General features: G+C 67.2%; 16 protein-coding genes. 5 read left to right on the top strand and 11 right to left on the bottom strand.

Annotation, left to right across the window (positions count from 1 at the left end; translation table 11 throughout):
- Window positions 1-36 precede the first annotated feature (36 nt).
- Both arfB and CLD20_RS06850 read left to right on the top strand, forming a co-directional pair.
- Complete coding sequence (gene arfB, locus CLD20_RS06855; RefSeq protein WP_224405847.1) at window positions 37-456, top strand: alternative ribosome rescue aminoacyl-tRNA hydrolase ArfB; 420 nt, start codon at window positions 37-39, stop codon at window positions 454-456.
- A gap of 95 nt (window positions 457-551) precedes the next feature.
- A complete protein-coding gene (locus tag CLD20_RS06850; protein WP_224405846.1) occupies window positions 552-1,664 on the top strand; it encodes a class II histone deacetylase in 1,113 nt (370 codons plus the stop codon).
- Between the two features lie 53 nt (window positions 1,665-1,717).
- Here the strand turns inward: CLD20_RS06850 and CLD20_RS06845 are convergent, their stop codons facing one another.
- Genes CLD20_RS06845 through CLD20_RS06835 form a run of 3 tightly spaced genes read right to left on the bottom strand, consistent with a single transcriptional unit; the run spans window position 1,718 to window position 4,283 of the window.
- On the bottom strand, window positions 1,718-2,749 hold the full coding sequence (locus CLD20_RS06845; RefSeq protein ID WP_224405845.1) for an MBL fold metallo-hydrolase: 1,032 nt from the start codon (window positions 2,747-2,749) through the stop codon (window positions 1,718-1,720).
- A 17-nt stretch (window positions 2,750-2,766) separates the two neighbouring features.
- Window positions 2,767-4,038: an NnrS family protein gene (locus CLD20_RS06840; protein ID WP_224405844.1), complete on the bottom strand. Its 1,272-nt coding sequence runs from the start codon at window positions 4,036-4,038 to the stop codon at window positions 2,767-2,769.
- Entirely contained in the window at window positions 4,035-4,283 is a 249-nt protein-coding gene (locus tag CLD20_RS06835; protein WP_224405843.1) for a DUF2249 domain-containing protein, read from the bottom strand. The genes CLD20_RS06840 and CLD20_RS06835 overlap by 4 nt, the downstream gene beginning before the upstream one ends.
- Before the next feature lie 231 nt (window positions 4,284-4,514).
- Between CLD20_RS06835 and nirK the strand changes: the two genes are divergently transcribed.
- Together nirK and CLD20_RS06825 are read left to right on the top strand one after the other, a co-directional pair.
- The gene (gene nirK, locus CLD20_RS06830) at window positions 4,515-5,639 is read left to right on the top strand and encodes a copper-containing nitrite reductase (protein WP_224405842.1); all 1,125 of its coding nucleotides are present in this window, start codon (window positions 4,515-4,517) and stop codon (window positions 5,637-5,639) included.
- Window positions 5,640-5,698: 59 nt separating this feature from the next.
- Window positions 5,699-6,541 (top strand): SUMF1/EgtB/PvdO family nonheme iron enzyme, encoded by an 843-nt coding sequence (locus CLD20_RS06825; protein ID WP_224405841.1) that lies wholly within the window; start codon window positions 5,699-5,701, stop codon window positions 6,539-6,541.
- A gap of 107 nt (window positions 6,542-6,648) precedes the next feature.
- Here CLD20_RS06825 and CLD20_RS06820 read toward each other — a convergent pair whose 3' ends face one another.
- From CLD20_RS06820 to rpsT, 7 genes are all read right to left on the bottom strand, one after another.
- Entirely contained in the window at window positions 6,649-6,849 is a 201-nt protein-coding gene (locus CLD20_RS06820) for a hypothetical protein (RefSeq protein ID WP_224405840.1), read from the bottom strand.
- An 84-nt stretch (window positions 6,850-6,933) separates the two neighbouring features.
- Complete coding sequence (gyrB, locus tag CLD20_RS06815; protein WP_224405839.1) at window positions 6,934-9,369, bottom strand: DNA topoisomerase (ATP-hydrolyzing) subunit B; 2,436 nt, start codon at window positions 9,367-9,369, stop codon at window positions 6,934-6,936.
- A 95-nt stretch (window positions 9,370-9,464) separates the two neighbouring features.
- The gene (gene recF, locus CLD20_RS06810) at window positions 9,465-10,610 is read right to left on the bottom strand and encodes a DNA replication/repair protein RecF (RefSeq protein ID WP_224405838.1); all 1,146 of its coding nucleotides are present in this window, start codon (window positions 10,608-10,610) and stop codon (window positions 9,465-9,467) included.
- Window positions 10,611-10,614: 4 nt separating this feature from the next.
- Window positions 10,615-11,730 carry a DNA polymerase III subunit beta gene (dnaN, locus tag CLD20_RS06805; RefSeq protein ID WP_224405837.1) on the bottom strand — a complete coding sequence of 372 codons (1,116 nt, stop codon included), beginning with the start codon at window positions 11,728-11,730 and terminating at the stop codon, window positions 10,615-10,617.
- Window positions 11,731-11,874: 144 nt separating this feature from the next.
- Window positions 11,875-13,281 carry a chromosomal replication initiator protein DnaA gene (gene dnaA, locus CLD20_RS06800; protein ID WP_224405836.1) on the bottom strand — a complete coding sequence of 469 codons (1,407 nt, stop codon included), beginning with the start codon at window positions 13,279-13,281 and terminating at the stop codon, window positions 11,875-11,877.
- Window positions 13,282-13,381: 100 nt separating this feature from the next.
- On the bottom strand, window positions 13,382-13,813 hold the full coding sequence (locus CLD20_RS06795; protein ID WP_224405835.1) for a rhodanese-like domain-containing protein: 432 nt from the start codon (window positions 13,811-13,813) through the stop codon (window positions 13,382-13,384).
- An 845-nt stretch (window positions 13,814-14,658) separates the two neighbouring features.
- Window positions 14,659-14,922: a 30S ribosomal protein S20 gene (gene rpsT, locus CLD20_RS06790; RefSeq protein WP_224405834.1), complete on the bottom strand. Its 264-nt coding sequence runs from the start codon at window positions 14,920-14,922 to the stop codon at window positions 14,659-14,661.
- A 297-nt stretch (window positions 14,923-15,219) separates the two neighbouring features.
- Here rpsT and CLD20_RS06785 point away from each other — a divergent pair, with 297 nt between their 5' ends.
- A complete protein-coding gene (locus tag CLD20_RS06785; RefSeq protein ID WP_224405833.1) occupies window positions 15,220-15,483 on the top strand; it encodes a hypothetical protein in 264 nt (87 codons plus the stop codon).
- Window positions 15,484-15,584: 101 nt separating this feature from the next.
- On the opposite strand, the gene CLD20_RS06780 is transcribed toward CLD20_RS06785, so the two are convergent.
- A complete protein-coding gene (locus CLD20_RS06780) occupies window positions 15,585-16,403 on the bottom strand; it encodes a xanthine dehydrogenase family protein subunit M (protein ID WP_224405832.1) in 819 nt (272 codons plus the stop codon).
- Window position 16,404: the final 1 nt, after the last annotated feature.

The following is a 16,404-nucleotide window of genomic DNA, read 5'->3' as shown; positions in this document are numbered from 1 at the left end:
CTCCAACTTCGAGCCGGCGGAAGACAACGCTTCTCCATGATCCGTGTGACGCAGCAGATTTATCTCGCCGAGAGCGAGATCGAGGAGCGCTTCGTGCAGGCCTCCGGCCCGGGCGGGCAGAACGTCAACAAGGTGGCGAGCGCCGTGGAGCTGCGCTTCGACGTATCCGCCTCGCAGAGCCTGCCGCCGGACGTGAAGCAGCGGCTCGTTCGCCTCGCCGGTCGGCGCCTCACCAAGGAGGGCGTGCTGGTCCTGCGGGCCGAGACCCAGCGCTCGCAGGAGCGCAACCGCGCCGATGCGCTGGCGCGTCTCGTCGCCCTCATCCGCCAGGCCGCCCCGAAGCCGAAGCCGCGAAGGCCGACCCGCCCGACGCGTGCCTCCAAGGAAAGGCGACTGAAGGCAAAGAAGGCCCGCGGCGCATTGAAGCGGGAGCGCGGCGGAGACGGCAGCCTCTGAGCGGGCTAAGCACCTGCGCCTCACATCGGCCCTCGGACTTCATCTTCTCTTTGCTTGTCTGACATTTTTCGGCGCGCTAGCCGTAAGTCATGTCGATGACCGCTGCCCGGACCGCCTTTTTCACAGACGAGCAGTGCTTCTGGCACGGCGGCGGCGACTACGCCTTTCTGGTTCCGGTCGGCGGCCTCGTACAGCCGATGATCGGCGGCCTGCCGGAAAGCCCGGAATCGAAGCGCCGGCTCGTCAACCTCCTGGAACGCACCGGGCTTAAGGACGAACTGGCCGTGCGCTCCGCGCTGCCGGCGACCGACGAGATGCTGCGCCGGGTGCACGACCTCGCCTACCTCGGCGAATTCAAGCGCCTGAGCGACGCGGGCGGCGGCGAGCTCGGCGAGCGCACGCCCTTCGGCCCCGGCGGCTTCGAGATCGCGGCGCTCTCCGCCGGCCTCGCCGTGGAGGCGCTACGCTCCGTCCTGGGCGGCGAGACCGGCAATGCCTACGCGCTCTGCCGCCCGCCGGGCCATCACTGCCTGCCGGCGCGTCCGATGGGCTTCTGCCTGCTCGCCAACATCGCCGTCGCGGTCGAGACGGCCTTTGCCGAACGGCGCGCGGAACGCATCGCGGTCGTCGACTGGGATGTACATCACGGCAACGGCACCGAGGCGATCTTCTGGCGCCGCAAGGACGTGCTCACCGTCTCGCTCCACCAGGAGAACAACTATCCCCGGCCTTCCGGCGGCGTGGAGATGCGCGGCGAGGGCGAAGGCGAGGGCTACAACATCAACGTGCCGCTGCTGCCGGGCGGCGGACACGACGCCTATCTCTACGCCTTCGAGCGCATCGTGCGGCCGGCGCTGGCGCGCTATCGCCCGGACGCGATCGTGGTCGCCTGCGGCTTCGATGCCTCCGGCGTCGATCCGCTCGGGCGGATGATGGCCTCGGCCGCCACGTTCCGGCGCATGACGCGCATGCTGATGCAGTCCGCCCGCGAGCTCTGCGGCGGCCGGCTCGTCCTGATGCACGAAGGAGGCTATTCCGAAGTGCACGTCCCCTTCTGCGGCCACCAGGTGCTCGAGGAGATGACCCATTCGGCGATTCATGCCCCCGACCCGCTCGAGGAGCGCATAGGCGGCCAGCAGCCGAATCAGCGCCAGCGTGCCTTCCAGCGCGGTCTTATCAACGAGATGGCGGAGTATTTTCTGCTGTAGAGCCCGCAGGAATGGGCCTTTCCCGGTGTGGGAAAGGCCTTGTTGCGTCCCGCTTAACTCTGGCCCTGGAGCACCGGCATCCACTGCGCCGGCACGAAGCGATAACCCTCGCCCTCCTTGGCGATGTGGCCGGTCGCGGGGAACGGGAAGTGGTAGCTGGCGATCCGCATCCGCTCCTCCGACACCATGTCGAGAAGGCGGTGGCGGGTCTTGCGGGCCTGGTCGGCATCCTGGTCGAAGACGGCCGACCAGTCCGGATGGCGCACGAAGAGCGCCGGATGGTTTGTCGTGTCGGCGAGGAACATCATCCGCTCGTTGCCGGATTCAATAGCAAAGACCGTGTGTCCCGGCGTATGGCCGCGCGCATCGACAGCCGTGATGCCCGGCAGGAACTCCTCGTCCCATTTGAACTGCGTGAGACGGTCGTCGAGCCCGCCGAAGATCGACTGCGCGAGGTCGAAATTGCCCTTTCGCCCGTCCGGGGGGTTCGCCTTGTTCTCGTCGCTCATCCAGAAGGCGTATTCCGGCTCGGGCACGAACACCTCGGCGTTCGGATAAACGGGCTGCCCGTCCTTGGTGGTGAGGCCCATGATGTGGTCGCCGTGGAAATGGCTGATCACCACCTTGGTCACATCGGCCGGATCCATGCCGGCCGCCGCCATGCCGCGTTTCAGCTGCCCAGCGGTCGGCGGACCCTTCTCGCCGAAGCCGGTGTCGAAGAGAATGAGGTCTTCGCCCGTGCGCAGTGTCAGTGGCGTGAAGGGGATGAAGAGCTTGTCCTCGGGCAGGAAAGCCTGCCGCAACGCCGCCTGCACGTCGGATAGGCCGGCATTGACGACGAAACTGTCGTCGAGCGGGCGCGCCGCCATGCCGTCGGTGATCTCCGTGACGGTGAAATCGCCGATCCTGTAGCGATAGGCGCCGGGAAGCTGTTCGTCGGGTCCGGCCGCAGCCATGCGCGCCATGTCCTCCTTCTTTGCCACGCCGTCCTGCGCCAGGGCGCCGCCGCTCCGTGCGAATGTCGATCCCGCCAGCGCCGCTCCGGCGGCGGAGGCGAGCATGAGTGTGCGCCGATTGAGATGCATCATCTCCTCCCTAAAGGTCAAAGTCTGAAGCTTTGCCCGGAAGGATAGTCCGCGACGCGCCCGCGACTACCGTGTGGGACCTTGATTGGCCGCCGCCAGTGCTCACGAGCGCCCACAATCGCGTGAGCGCCGGCCGCATCCGGGGCGGATCTTCGCCTGCGGCGTGGCGGCAACAGCACGAGGACGAAGATCGCAAAGCCCAGCGACCAGAAAAAGGCCCCGGCGACGAGCAGCGGCAGGTAGGCGCCGCTCAGCAGCACTGCCGAGACGCGCAGCACCGCGCCAAGATGGACGAAAATCAGCGCCAGCCGGGCAGGCGCACCCAGGGCCGCCGGCACCGCCAGCCGCGCCATCACCGCCATCGTCATCGTGCCGATCGCCCCCGCCGCGAAGGCGTGCAGCGCCAAATCGGCCGGCACGAGCGCGAAGGGTTCGGCCGAAAGCCCGGCAAGCAGCGTCGCGGCGGCGAGCCAAACATAGCCGGCATGAAGGGCAAGCACCTTCGCCTCGCGCACCCGCCAGCCGCGCCAGCGCACAAGGCGGGCGAGATGGAGAGCACCCGCCGCGAGCAAGAGAATCGCCTCCGCCAGCGATTGGGGCGCCAGGACCCATGCGCCGAGCGCCGGCGCGGCAGCGAGGAGCACGAGGATGTCGAAGCGCCGGTAAGGCTCCGCCACCTTCGCCCGCTCCCTCGCCGGCAACGCCGCCCGCGTAGCCTCCGGGATGATCCGCCCGCCGACGGCCGCAATCAGGAGAGCCCCGATGGCAACGCCGAGCCGAGCGAGCGTCGCGGCCATCTGCGGATCGAAGCAAACAAGCCGGTGCGTGAGCGAGGCGATTGCGATCAAGGGAAAGAGCGCCAGGCCGTGGCGGGTCAGCCGGCTTTCGCCAGCCCGCATGGCGCGCAGGAGGAAAGCCGTGACCGCGAGCGGGAAGGCCGCGTCGAGAACCGCTCCTGCTGCGGGCAGGACGAGCGGCAGGAGCCGTCCGGCGAACCAGAGCACAAGGAGAAGCGCCAGCGGCAAGCCGGAAATGGCCGGCTTCGCCCCACTTCCCGGCGCCGGCGAGAGAAGATAACCCGCCATCGCCGCCGGCAGGTAGCCGAAGACCATTTCGTGCGCGTGCCAGGCGAGCGCGGGCATGCCGGCGACCTCGCCGAAACCGGAAAGATACATTCTGGTCCAGACGGGAATGGCGCACGCGGCGAGGATCAACGCGGCGAGAAAGAAGGGACGGAAGGGAGCGCCGAAAAATCCGCCCGCCTCCCCCGCACCGGGCACGGGCTTCATGCCCGCCCGATCCGCACGCGCCATTCCTGCGGCCCACGAACGAGGTAATCCCAGGTGAAATCGCCCGGGATCGCCGTCTGCAGATAGTGGAAGAGCCCCATCGGATCGTGGTCATTGACGACCTCGAAGGCCTCGCCCGGCGCGAGCCGGTCGAAGACCTGGAAGACGGAAAGAGGCCGCTGCCGGCAAGGCGTCTGGCGCAGGTCGAGAACGGCGTTGCCGCCGGTGGCATTGGCTACTTTCACGGGCTCGCTCCCCGCCACCCCTCTGGTGACATGGACAAGCCTTACGCGGCGGGCGCGGGCGCTTCGTTGTCGGGGCGCAAAGAAGAAGCGCCGGCGCCTCTCCTATTCGCCGGAGCCCGATCGGAATTGCCCGAGGTTCTCCGCGTTATTTGCCTTTTCGCAACGAGCATGAAGGCCATCGGGTGTTGAGTGCGCCCATCGATGATGACCCGCACGAAGAGGAACAAGACCATGATCACCCGTCGCAACGCCCTGCTCGGCGCAGCTTCCGCCGCCACCGCGGCGCTGATGGTGAGCGGTCCGGCGCGCGCCGCCGGCAGCGCGACCTCCGGCCTCGCCGCCGCATCGCCGGCCGGCGATCTGCCGCGCATCAAGGGCGAACTCGTCACCCCGCCGCATGTCATGGCCCACGACCAGGTCGCCAAGGGCGGGCCGAGGATCGTCGAGTTCAAGATGGTTGTGGAGGAAAAGAAGGTGGTGGTCGACGACCAGGGCACCGAGTTCCAGGCCATGACCTACAACGGCTCCATGCCCGGCCCGACCATGGTCGTGCACGAGGGCGACTATCTGGAGCTGACGCTGGTCAATCCCGAGACCAACACCATGCCCCACAACATCGACTTCCACGCCTCCACTGGCGCCCTCGGCGGCGGTGCGCTGACGCTGATCAACCCCGGCGAACAGACGGTGCTGCGCTTCAAGGCCTTCCGTCCGGGCGTCTTCATCTACCATTGCGCCCCGACCGGCATGGTGCCCTGGCACGTCGTCTCCGGCATGAGCGGAACGGTCATGGTCCTGCCGCGCGACGGTCTGAAGGACGGCGAGGGAAAGCCGTTGCACTACGATCGCGTCTACACGATCGGCGAGTTCGACCTTTACATCCCGAAGGACGCCGACGGGAACTACATGACCTACGACAGCCCGGGCGAGTCCTATTCCGACACGCTGGATGTCATGCGCGGCCTCATCCCGACGCATGTCGTCTTCAACGGCAAGGTCGGCGCCCTCACCGGCGAAAGCGCCATGCCGGCGAAGGTCGGCGAGACGGTGCTCTTCATCCATTCCTGCGCCAACCGCGACAGCCGTCCGCACCTCATCGGCGGCCATGGCGACTGGGTCTGGGAGACCGGCAAGTTCGCCAACGCCCCGCAGAAGGACCAGGAGACCTGGTTCGTGCGCGGTGGCAGCGCGGCGGCGGCCATCTACACTTTCCGCCAGCCCGGCATCTACGCCTATGTGAACCACAACCTGATCGAAGCGGCCGAACTCGGAGCCACGGGTCATGTGAAAGTCGAAGGCGACTGGAACGACGACCTGATGACCCAGGTGAGCGCCCCCGGTCCCATCGTCGGCTGAGGCCGACGCGAGCGGTCCGCCAACGCCCCCCGGCGGGCCGCTTTCTCTTTCAGAGCACGATGATGCGCTTCTTATACGCCCCTGCCGCCATCTTAGCCCTTGCCGGCTTCGCGATCGTCGCGCTCCCACCTGTCGCCGCCGCACAGATATCCGACGTGCCCCAGCAGCGGATCGATGGCCTCAGCACCGATTACCGCGAGGCCGGAGAGTTTCTCTCAGGCAACATGCCGGTCAACGCGCCCGTCGTGACCTTCAGCCCGGAAGTGCCCTTCTTCGTCATGCGGCGGCAGGTGACCCGCGGCGAATACGGCGCCTGCGTCTCGGCGGGCGCCTGCCGCGCCCTCGACACGGCGGGCGAGCCGGACCTGCCGGCGACCGGCATCAGCTTCGAGGATGCGAACACCTACGCGGCCTGGCTTTCAAGGCGTACCGGCGAGGTCTGGCGCCTGCCGAGCGACCGCGAATGGCGTCTGTTCGCCGGCACGCGCGCCGTCGACGACGCCTTCCAGGAGGGCAGCCCCGACAATCCGGCCGAGCGCTGGCTCTCCCGCTACGACGAGGAGGCAAGGCGCAGGGAGCCCGAGGAGGCAAGGGCGCAGCCGGTCGGCACGTTCGGCGAGAACGAGCACGGCCTTCTCGACCTTTCCGGCAATGTCTGGGAATGGACCTCGACCTGCTATGCGCGCAGCCGCATCGACCCGGCGACCGGCCAGATCGCGCGCCACGACAATTGCGGCGTGCGCATCGCCGAGGGCGCCCACCGGGCCTATCTGACGAGCTTCATCCGCGATCCGAAAAGCGGCGCCTGCTCGGTCGGAAGGCCGCCGACGAATCTCGGCATGCGTCTGGTGCGGGAGGAGAAGGGCTTCTTGTCGGGCGTGAGGAGCTTCTTCGGCCTTTAGCAAGCGGCCTTGATCCACATTCGCGGAAAACCGGCGCGCCCGTGCATCGCGCCGGCGAGGCGGCGGCGGGCACGGGTCCCTCTTCGTGAGCCTGCCGCCGCCGGCTTCTAGGAACCGATCCGGTCGAACAGGAACACGGTCAGAAAGCCGAGCGCCGCGGCGATGCCCCACAAAGCCATCCAGCTGAGCCGCATCGGTCGCCGCCTTTCGCGCGCCACGCTGCGCGAGACGGCGGCAAAGCGGGCGCGAAGCCGCTCTGCCTCGCGCTCCGGATCGCGTCCGGGACGTTGGATGGGACCGAATGACACGTCTACGCCTCGTCGATGATCGTCACCTCGAGGCGGAGATAGGCGCCCGGCTCGGCCCGAAAAAGGCCTGCGACGATTTCCCGGTCAGACGTCCAGATTGGCGACGTTGAGCGCGTTCGTCTGGATGAACTCGCGGCGCGGCTCCACATCGTCGCCCATCAGGCCGGAGAAGATGATCTCCGCCGCATCGGCGTCCTTGACGGAGACCTGCAGGAGCGAGCGGCTGTCCGGATCGAGCGTCGTCTCCCAGAGCTGACCCGGGTTCATCTCGCCGAGACCCTTGTAGCGCTGCAGCGCGATCCCCTTGCGCCCGACGCTGAAGACGCCTTCCAGGAGTTCGATCGGCCCATAGATGACACTGTCGACCTCCTTGCGCCGCAGCCGCGCCGGCTCCTCGAAGACGGCGGCGAGCTTGGCCGCATGCAGGTCGATCGCCTTGGCGTCGGCCGAGCCGATGAGGCCGGAATCGAGCCGCACCACTTCCGTGACGCCGCGAAGCGTGCGCTGGAAGAGAATGCCGCCGTCGCGGACCTCGCCCGTCCAGCCCTTCTCGGTGTCGTCGGCCATCCGGTCGAGCCTTTCGGCCGCCAGCGCGGCGATCTTCAGGGCCTCGGCCGGTGTGGCCATACGCTCGGCATTGAGCGCGCCGGCAAGGGCCGCCTGCTCGACCACGCCGCGGTTATAGCGCGAATGCAGCCTTTCCAGCGCCGAACGCAGGAGGCGCGCCTCGTCGATGACGGCCCGCAGATCCTCGCCGGCCCGCTCCTCGCCGCTCGCGAGCGTCAGCACCGTCTCGTCGAGGCCGCCGCGGATGAGGTAGTCCTCCAGCGCCCGCTCGTCCTTGAGATACTGCTCGGAGCGGTTGCGCGTCACCTTGTAGAGCGGCGGCTGGGCGATGAAGAGGTGTCCGCGCTCGATGATCTCGCGCATCTGCCGGTAGAAGAACGTCAAGAGCAGCGTGCGGATATGGGCGCCGTCGACATCGGCATCCGTCATGATGATGACGGTGTGATAGCGCAGCTTGTCGGGGTTGAACTCTTCCTTGCCGATGCCGGTGCCGAGCGCCGTGATCAGCGTGCCGATCTGGTCGGAGGAGAGCATCTTGTCGAAGCGCGCGCGCTCCACGTTGAGGATCTTTCCCCTCAGCGGAAGGATCGCCTGATAGCCGCGGTCGCGGCCCATCTGCGCCGAGCCACCGGCCGAATCGCCCTCCACGATAAAGAGCTCGGACTTGGCCGGATCGCGTTCGGAGCAATCCTTGAGCTTGCCGGGCAGCGAGGAGATGTCGAGCGCCCCCTTGCGGCGCGTCAGATCGCGGGCCTTGCGCGCCGCCTCGCGCGCGGCGGCTGCCTCCACCACCTTGCTGACGACGATCTTGGCTTCGCCCGGATGCTCCTCGAACCAGGTGGAAAGCGCCTCGTTGAGGACGCTTTCGACGACCGGCCGCACTTCCGAGGAGACGAGCTTGTCTTTCGTCTGGGAGGAGAATTTCGGGTCCGGCACCTTCACCGAGAGGACGCAGGAAAGCCCTTCGCGGCAATCGTCGCCGGTCAGCGAGACCTTCTCGCGCTTGGCGATGCCGGAATTCTCCGCATAGGCGGAAACCTGCCGGGTCAGCGCCCCGCGGAAGCCGGCCAGATGCGTACCGCCGTCGCGCTGGGGGATGTTGTTGGTGAAGCACAGCACCGTCTCGTGGTAACTGTCGTTCCACCACAGCGCCGCCTCGACGGTGATGCCGTCGCGCTCGTGGTAGACGGCGATCGGCGTCGGCATGAGCGGCTTCTTGGAGCGGTCGACATAGCGCACGAACTCTTCCAGCCCGCCCTCGTATTCCATCAGCTCTTCGCGCACATCCGCATGCCGCTTGTCGGTCAGGCGGATCTTCACGCCCGAATTCAGGAAGGCGAGCTCGCGCAGCCGGTGCTCCAGCGTGTCGTAGTCGAACTCCGTCATGGTGAAGGTGGCGGTCGAGGGCATGAAGGTGACTTCCGTGCCGCTCTCATCGCCCGCCTCGCCGACCACCACGAGCGGGCTGTCGGCGACGCCATCCGAGAAGCGCATCTCGTGCACCTGCCCGTCGCGCCAGATCCGCAGCTTCAGCCAGGCGGAGAGCGCGTTGACGACCGAGACGCCGACGCCGTGCAGGCCGCCGGAGACCTTGTAGGAATTCTGGTCGAATTTTCCGCCCGCATGCAGCTGCGTCATGATCACCTCGGCGGCGGAGACGCCCTCCTCCGGGTGAAGGTCGGTCGGGATGCCGCGGCCGTTGTCCATGACGGTGACGGAGCCGTCGGCGTTCAGCGTGACCGAGACCTCCGAGGCGTAGCCGGCAAGCGCCTCGTCGATGGCGTTGTCGACCACCTCGTAGACCATGTGATGCAGGCCCGAGCCGTCGTCGGTATCGCCGATATACATGCCCGGCCGCTTGCGCACTGCGTCGAGCCCCTTGAGCACCTTGATCGAGCCGGCGCCGTAATCGGAGGGGATGCGGATGCGCGGGGTCCCGGATGTGTCCGTCATGAAGGATTTCGAATCGCTGTTGGAGGTTCTGGACACTTATAGATGGGGATTGCGGCAGCGCAAATGAAGGCTTTCCGCCGATTTTGGCCACACCATCAGGCCGAGCCGAGACGGCCGTCCGCGACCTCCACGAACTGGCCCTCTTGTCCTGCCGATTCAAATAGCGCGCGATCGGTCCCGGTCAAAAAACTCTGGCAGCCAAGATCGCGCAATCGCGCCAGAAGCGCGGCCCTGCGGCCGGCATCCAGATGGGCGGCGACCTCGTCGAGGAGGAGGATCGGGTTCATGCCCGCCACGCGCGCCACCAGCTCGGCCTCGGCGAGGATGATGGAAAGAAGCAGCGCCTTCTGCTCGCCGGTGGATGAGAGCGCCGCCGGCGTACCCTTCAGAGCAAAGCTGACGGACAGGTCGGAACGGTGCGGCCCGAAAAGCGTGCGCCTGGCCGCCCGGTCGCGGAAACGTCCGCTTTCCAGCTTCTCGCGGTAGGCATCCTCCGCCCCGGCGGCCGAGCTGCCCGCCACCAGCTCCTCCTCGAATTCGCCCTCGAGCGCCAGCCCCGGCACCGGGAACGGGCCTTCCTCGTAGCCGGCGATGAGACCGGCCAGGAGCGAGACCGTTTCGCGCCGGGCAAAGGAGACGGCGAGCGCGGCGGCCGAGAGCTCCGCCTCCACCGCCGAGAGCCAACGCGCCGAGGCATCCTCTTCCAAGAGCCGGTTGCGGCTGGAAAGAAGCTTGTCGAAGGCCCGCACCCTCGTCCCGTGCCCCGGATCGACGGCGAGCGTCAGCCGGTCGAGGAAGCGGCGCCGGTCTCCGGGCGTGCCGGTGAAGAGCCCGTCCATCGCCGGCGTCAGCCACAGGATACGGCAATATTCCAGAAGCGCCTCGGAACTTGGCGCGCCGGCGCCGTCGATCCGCACCTCCCGGCTCGTTTCCGGACCGCCGGCGCGAAGGCCGGTGCCGAGGCGCGTGCGCTCCCCGCCCCGGTCGATTTCGGCGGCCACGGCCCAGCCGCCGGCCCCGTCCGTGCGGCAGACCGCGGCGAGCCGCGCGCGCCTCAGCCCCCGCCCAGGCGACAGGAAGGAGACCGCTTCCAGGAGATTGGTTTTGCCCGACCCGTTCGGCCCGGTCAGCACGACGAGACCGGCATTGATGGCAAGGCCCGCCGATGCGTAGTTGCGGAAATCGGTGAGCCTCAGCGAGGCGAGCGCGACCTCCTGCGGTGTCGCAGGCGGCGGCGTCATGCGCTCACACGCGCATGGGCATCAGGACGTAGAGCGCCTCGCCGCCGTTCTTCTCGCGAATCAGCGTCGGCGAGCCGGGATCGGCGAGCTCGAAGCGCGCCTCCTCGGTCGTCAACTGGTCGGCGATATCGAGCAGATAGCGGGAATTGAAGCCGATCTCGAGCGGCTCGCCCGCATACTCGACGTCGATCTCGTCCGTGGCACTGCCGGAATCCGGGTTGTTGACGGTGAGCACGAGCTTGCCGTCCGAAAGCGACAGCTTCACCGCTCGGCCCCGATCGGAAGAGATGGTCGAGACCCGGTCGACGGCGTTCTTGAAGATGTCCTTGGTGACGGTCATCTCCTTGTCGTTGCCGGAGGGGATGACGCGCTCGTAATCGGGGAAGGTGCCGTCGATCAGCTTGGAAGTGAGCACGATCGGCCCGGCCGTCAGGCGGATCTTCGTGTCGGAAAGCTCCACCGCGACATCGGTGTCGCTATCCTCCAGAAGCCGCTGCATCTCGCCGATCGTCTTGCGCGGCACGATGATGCCCGGCATCTCGGCGCTGCCCGAAGGCGCGGCGATCTCGGCCTTGGCGAGACGGTGGCCGTCCGTGGCGACGGCGCGCAGCATCTGCCCGGGCCCTTCGCCGGCCACGTGGAAGAAGATGCCGTTGAGATAGTAGCGCGTCTCCTCGGTGGAGATCGCAAACTGCGTGCGCTCGATGAGCCGGCGCAGCTCGCCGGCCGCCAGCGTGAAGGAGACCGGCAGCGTGCCCGGATCGAGATCCGGGAAATCCGCGTCCGGCAGCATCTGCAGGTCGAAGCGGGCGCGCCCGGCCTTCAGCTTCATCGTGCCGCCATCGCCGGTCGCCAGCTCGATTTCCGAGCCCTCCGGCGCCTTGCGCACGATGTCGTAGAGCATGTGCGCCGGCACGGTCGCCGAGCCGGCCTGCTCGGCCATGGCCGGCACCTTGTTGGAGACTTCCAGGTCGAGATCGGTCGCCTTCAGCACCATGCCGTCCTCGCCCGCGCGCAACAGCACGTTCGACAGGATCGGGATGGTGTTGCGCCGTTCCACGACGCGATGCACGGGGGCAAGGGCTTTCAGGAAGGCAGCCCTTTCGATCGCAACTCTCATAGCGGCATTCCAGACGCTTCAGGCGGGGATCCGTCCGGCCGGCGAAGTAAGGCGCCGGCGCAGCGGGCGGCCAAATTGGCGCGCCTCACGACAAAACACAAGACCGGCCGGCGCTTTCCGCCGGCCGGTCCCCACCTGATCCTCTCAGTCCTGCAAAAGCCGCCTCAGGAGCTCGATCTCGTCGGACAGTTTCTGGTCCGCGCCGACAAGGCCCTCGATCTTGCGCACGGCGTGCAGGACCGTGGTGTGGTCCCTTCCGCCGAAGCGCTTGCCGATCTCCGGGAAGGAGCGTGGCGTCATGGTCTTGGCCAGATACATGGCGATCTGCCTCGGCTTGACGACCGTCCGCGTGCGCCGTGCCGAGACGAGGTCCTGGCGGCTGACATTGTAGTGGCGGGCCACGATCTTCTGGATGTCCTCGATGCGGATGCGCTTCGGCTCCCGATCGCCGACGAGGTCAGCGACGGCCAGTTCGCACGCCTCGACCGTGATCGGGGCATCGGAAAACTGCGCCCGGCAGACCAGCCGGTTGAGCGCACCGTCGAGATCGCGGCCATTGCTGACCACCATCCGCGCCACATAATCGAGCACCTGCTCGGGAATGGACAGCCGCGGATCGCGCTCGCGCGCGGCCGCATAGCGCATCTCCAGGATCTTGCGCCGCATCCCCGCGTCCGGACGGCCCATGCCGACGACGACGCCGCCCTTGAGGCGCGAGCGGACCCGCTCGTCGAGGCCTTCCAGCTCGCCCGGGGCGCGGTCGGCAGCCACCACCACCTGCCGCGAGGAATCCAGCAGCGAATTCAGCATGTGGCAGAATTCCTGCTGCGTGGAGCGCCCGGTCAGGAACTGCATGTCGTCGATAAGCAGGAGGTCGGTGGAGCGCAGCACTTCCTTGAAGTCGAGCGCCGTGCGGTCGCGCAGCGCCGTCACGAACTGCGAGGTGAAGCGCTCCGTGGTCAGGTAGACGACGCGGCGGCGTGGATTGAGGTTGCGCGATTCATGCGCGATCGCCTGCAGGAGATGCGTCTTGCCGATACCGACGCCGGCATGGATGTAGAGCGGATTGTAGAGGGGCGTGGAGCCCTCCGGCGCCGAGGCGACGGCACGGGCCGCGCGAAAGGCGACATCGTTGGAGGCGCCTTCGCAGAAGCTCCCGAAGGTGAGGCGGGCATCGAGAGGCGAGCCGGCGAAGCGCTCGTCGGCGGCTTCCACCTGCGCGGACGGCACGGTCTCCACGGGCTGGGACTGAACCAGCTTCATCTGCGCCGGAATCTTCAGCGCGCTCCGCCGCACGACCTCGACGCGGCGGACCTCGCCGTATTCGGCGTTCCACAGTTCGACCAGACGGTCGGTATAATGGCTCTTGATCCAGCTCTTGAGGAACTGCGTGGGCGCCGAGAGAGTGACGACGCCGGCCGCAACGCCGTCGCATTCGATCCGGCTGAACCAGGACGAGAACACATCGTCGCCGAGTTCCACGTTGAGGCGCTTCTTCACGCGCGACCAGCCCTCCTGAAAGTCACGTTCCGCGCTCTCTCCGTCCGCCACTATCTGCTCCTTCACAACTTTTGCCGCTTCTGCAGACATCCGCCGCATCTCCTTGTCCGCCAGGGCGCGCTCCGGATCCGGCGCACGCCATTTTCACAATCTAAGATTGAGACCAGGGCAGCCCGGCCGCTTTCCACCCGTTCAGGTGGCCGCGATGGCCGAGTGCGTCCCGTTCCCCCTCGAACCCTCCCGCAACGTTGAAGCAGGGGGCAAAGCCCGCCGCGCTCATCGCTGCCGCCGCGAACGCGCTACGCACGCCCGAGCGGCAGAGGAAGTAGAGCGGCGTGCCCTTGTCCACCTTCGCCTCGTCGAGTGCCCCGGAGAGCTTGTCGACAAAGGCCGGGTCGGTCTGGTTGTCCGGGAAGCTCAGCCATTCGGCGAGCACAAGACGCCCGCCGAGGCTGGAAAGGTCGGGTAGACCGACGAAGGTCCATTCCGCCCGCGTGCGCACGTCTATCATGACGGCATTCTCCTGGAGGGCGCGCCATGCATCCTCTGGTAGAACATCCCCTTGATAGGCCCCTGCGTGCACACAAACTCCCCCGCTCGCCGGGCAAAGGCCCGGTCGATGAATGTCCAGAATACGAGATCCCAGCCTTGAATGAGACGCGGCCTGAAAAGCCCACGCCACGACGTTGCGACCCGTTTCGGCTGGGCGAAGGCAAAAGCTTCCACCCGCCGGGAACGGAGTCCCGGCGTGGCCGATGTCACCTTTTTCGGAGGCTTCGGGTCGCCCCGTCGTGAGGTCTAGAAACCATAGCTGGCCGGGGTGGGCAACATCCCAATTTCGCCGGGCGAGAACGGAGCGCCAACGCCGCCGGAATGCCGTTTCGGCACCTCTTGCCAAGGCCGGCGCACAAGCCCTTGGAGTCGCAGGAAGTTGGGCAAAATGTGCGTCTTTTGCTCAGCAAATTAGGTGGCTTCAAAAACCTTCGCGGCGCGGCGGGCTTGACTCGCCGATGCCGGCGCGAATCCGGGTCCGATGCCGCGTCTTGTTCCTAACGAATTGTTAATATGGCCAAATTTCTGACAGCTTGGGGCAACCGGACTCAGGGGAAGGTGGCGCGGGACGCAACGTCCGGCTGGGCGTGTCGCGACCTTTCGCACGGTGTGGATACCGGGAATTACGCGCATGATGTGCCGCCTCGGAAAAGAGGCAAGATAGCAGCTAGAGTCAGGCAGCCCGCACATGCGCCGACAGCCGCGATCACGCGGCTGCATGGCCTGTGCAGGCTGCTTGTTTTCGCTCGATTGGAAAGCGCCGCATCGGCGCAGCATGAGGGCCGGCGCGCCAAGCACACCGGTCATGCGCAAGGGCGGATCGCCCTCATTCGCTCGGAAGCGGCAGGCGGGGCGGCGGGCCGCCCCGAAGACGTGTCAGCCGAGGGCCTTCACGCGGCTGGCGAGGCGGGAGATCTTCCGCGAGGCCGTATTCTTGTGCATCACGCCCTTGGAGGCGCCGCGCATCAGTTCCGGCTGTGCCTGCTTCAACGCCGCCTGGGCGGCGGAGGAATCTCCGGAGGCAATCGCCTCCTCCACGCTCCGCAGATAGCTGCGGATGCGCGAGCGCCGCGCCCTGTTCTCTGCCGTGCGCCGCTCGATCTTGCGAGCGGCCTTTCTGGCCGAAGGTGTATTGGCCATGGGTCCGTACCGTCCGTTCAATTCCGTGGTGTTCAAGGTCTGCGGACAGAAAAAAGCTCTGCCCAACAGAAAGCGCGGCCAAAGCGGCCGCGTGGTTGCGGCATGCTATAGTTGGGCGCATCCGGCCAGTCAACGGGCAGCAGCCCCTCTTGCGGGCGGCGCAGCCGCGCAAGGACGCTTTCGCCCAACGTGACGCGGTTCACAGAGGCGCGGATCAGGCTCGCATAGAACGGCACCCATTGCAGCCGGGCCGGCACGTCGCCCCCGAAAAATGCGGGCCGACCGCAAGGAGAAACCATGCGCCGCTATGTCATGATCGCCATCGCCGCCGCCATCGCGGCCACCACCTTCACCGCCAGCGCCGAGGCGGAGAGCCGCACCATATGGGACGGCCCCGACGAGAAGCTGGAGCTGATCATCCGCAATCCGAACGCCCACTTCTTCAACAATTCGTTCCGCCGCGCCACGACGCTGGAGCCGAACTGCCGCTATCGCAATGTCGAGGTCTACAATCGCCAGATCGGCGGCTACGTGATCCAGCGCCGGATGATCTGCGACTAGGGCGATCCGCGACGAAAGCAAAAGGCGCCGCAGCCCACCCGGGCCGCGGCGCCTTTATCTCGTCCTGCCCGCCGCCAAGACGCGGGCATGCCTTACGGCACTCAGATGATCGCTTCGGCCGAGCCGAGATTGGCGAGCGCGCGCCCGGCCATCACCGCCACAAGGTTCGCCCGGTACTCCGGCGAGCCGTGGATGTCGCCCATCATCATTCCCGGATCGAGGCTGATGCCGGCGAGCGCCTCGCCGGAAAAGTTGCCGGCGAGCGCCTCTTCGGCCTCGTGCCAGCGGAAAGCACCTTCCATGCCGGCGCCGGTGACGCCCACACGCACCGAGCCGTCCTTGTGCTTGGCGACGAAGACGCCGGCCATCGGATAGCGTGAGGCCGGGTTGCGAAACTTGGCATAGCCCGCCGTCTCCGGAATGCGGAAGGAAACGCCGGTGACGATCTCCCCCTCCTCCAGCGCCGTCTCGTAGAGCGCGGTGAAGAAGTCATCGGCCGCGATTTCGCGGCTGTCGGTCTTGATCGTCGCCGCCAGCGCCAGGGCCGCCGAAGGATAATCGGCCGCCGGGTCGTTGTTGGCGATCGAGCCGCCGATCGTGCCGCGGTGGCGCACCTGGGCATCCCCGATGGAGCCGACCATGGCCGCAAGCGAGGAAATCGCGCCCTTTACCTCGGAGGATTCCGATACCTCGGCATGGGTCATGCCGCCGCCGATCGTCAGCGTGTCGCCGGAGACGGAGATGCCGCGCATCGCCTCGATGCGGGTGAGGTCGACCAGGACGTCATGCACGGCAAGCCGCTGCTTCATCGTCGGCAGCAGCGTGTGCCCGCCGGCCAGATAGGCCGCGTCGGAGGCCTCCTGGAAGAGCCGCCGCGCTTCGTCGACGCTGGAAGCGCGCCTGTAGGAAAGTGGGTACATG

Origin of the sequence: Afifella sp. IM 167 (assembly GCF_020144925.1) — a bacterium.
Classification (GTDB): Bacteria; Pseudomonadota; Alphaproteobacteria; order Rhizobiales; family Afifellaceae; genus Afifella.
Note: the sequence above shows the minus strand (reverse complement) of the source record. Positions and strands in the feature narration are given on the sequence as shown.

Coding starts and splice junctions, on each gene's coding strand:
- arfB (WP_224405847.1), top strand. CDS start 37: ATGATCCGTGTGACGCAGCAGATTTATCTCGCCGAGAGCGAGATCGAG.
- CLD20_RS06850 (WP_224405846.1), top strand. CDS start 552: ATGACCGCTGCCCGGACCGCCTTTTTCACAGACGAGCAGTGCTTCTGG.
- CLD20_RS06845 (WP_224405845.1), bottom strand. CDS start 2,749: ATGCATCTCAATCGGCGCACACTCATGCTCGCCTCCGCCGCCGGAGCG.
- CLD20_RS06840 (WP_224405844.1), bottom strand. CDS start 4,038: ATGAAGCCCGTGCCCGGTGCGGGGGAGGCGGGCGGATTTTTCGGCGCT.
- nirK (WP_224405842.1), top strand. CDS start 4,515: ATGATCACCCGTCGCAACGCCCTGCTCGGCGCAGCTTCCGCCGCCACC.
- CLD20_RS06825 (WP_224405841.1), top strand. CDS start 5,699: ATGATGCGCTTCTTATACGCCCCTGCCGCCATCTTAGCCCTTGCCGGC.
- gyrB (WP_224405839.1), bottom strand. CDS start 9,369: ATGACGGACACATCCGGGACCCCGCGCATCCGCATCCCCTCCGATTAC.
- recF (WP_224405838.1), bottom strand. CDS start 10,610: ATGACGCCGCCGCCTGCGACACCGCAGGAGGTCGCGCTCGCCTCGCTG.
- dnaN (WP_224405837.1), bottom strand. CDS start 11,730: ATGAGAGTTGCGATCGAAAGGGCTGCCTTCCTGAAAGCCCTTGCCCCC.
- rpsT (WP_224405834.1), bottom strand. CDS start 14,922: ATGGCCAATACACCTTCGGCCAGAAAGGCCGCTCGCAAGATCGAGCGG.
- CLD20_RS06785 (WP_224405833.1), top strand. CDS start 15,220: ATGCGCCGCTATGTCATGATCGCCATCGCCGCCGCCATCGCGGCCACC.
- CLD20_RS06780 (WP_224405832.1), bottom strand. CDS start 16,403: ATGTACCCACTTTCCTACAGGCGCGCTTCCAGCGTCGACGAAGCGCGG.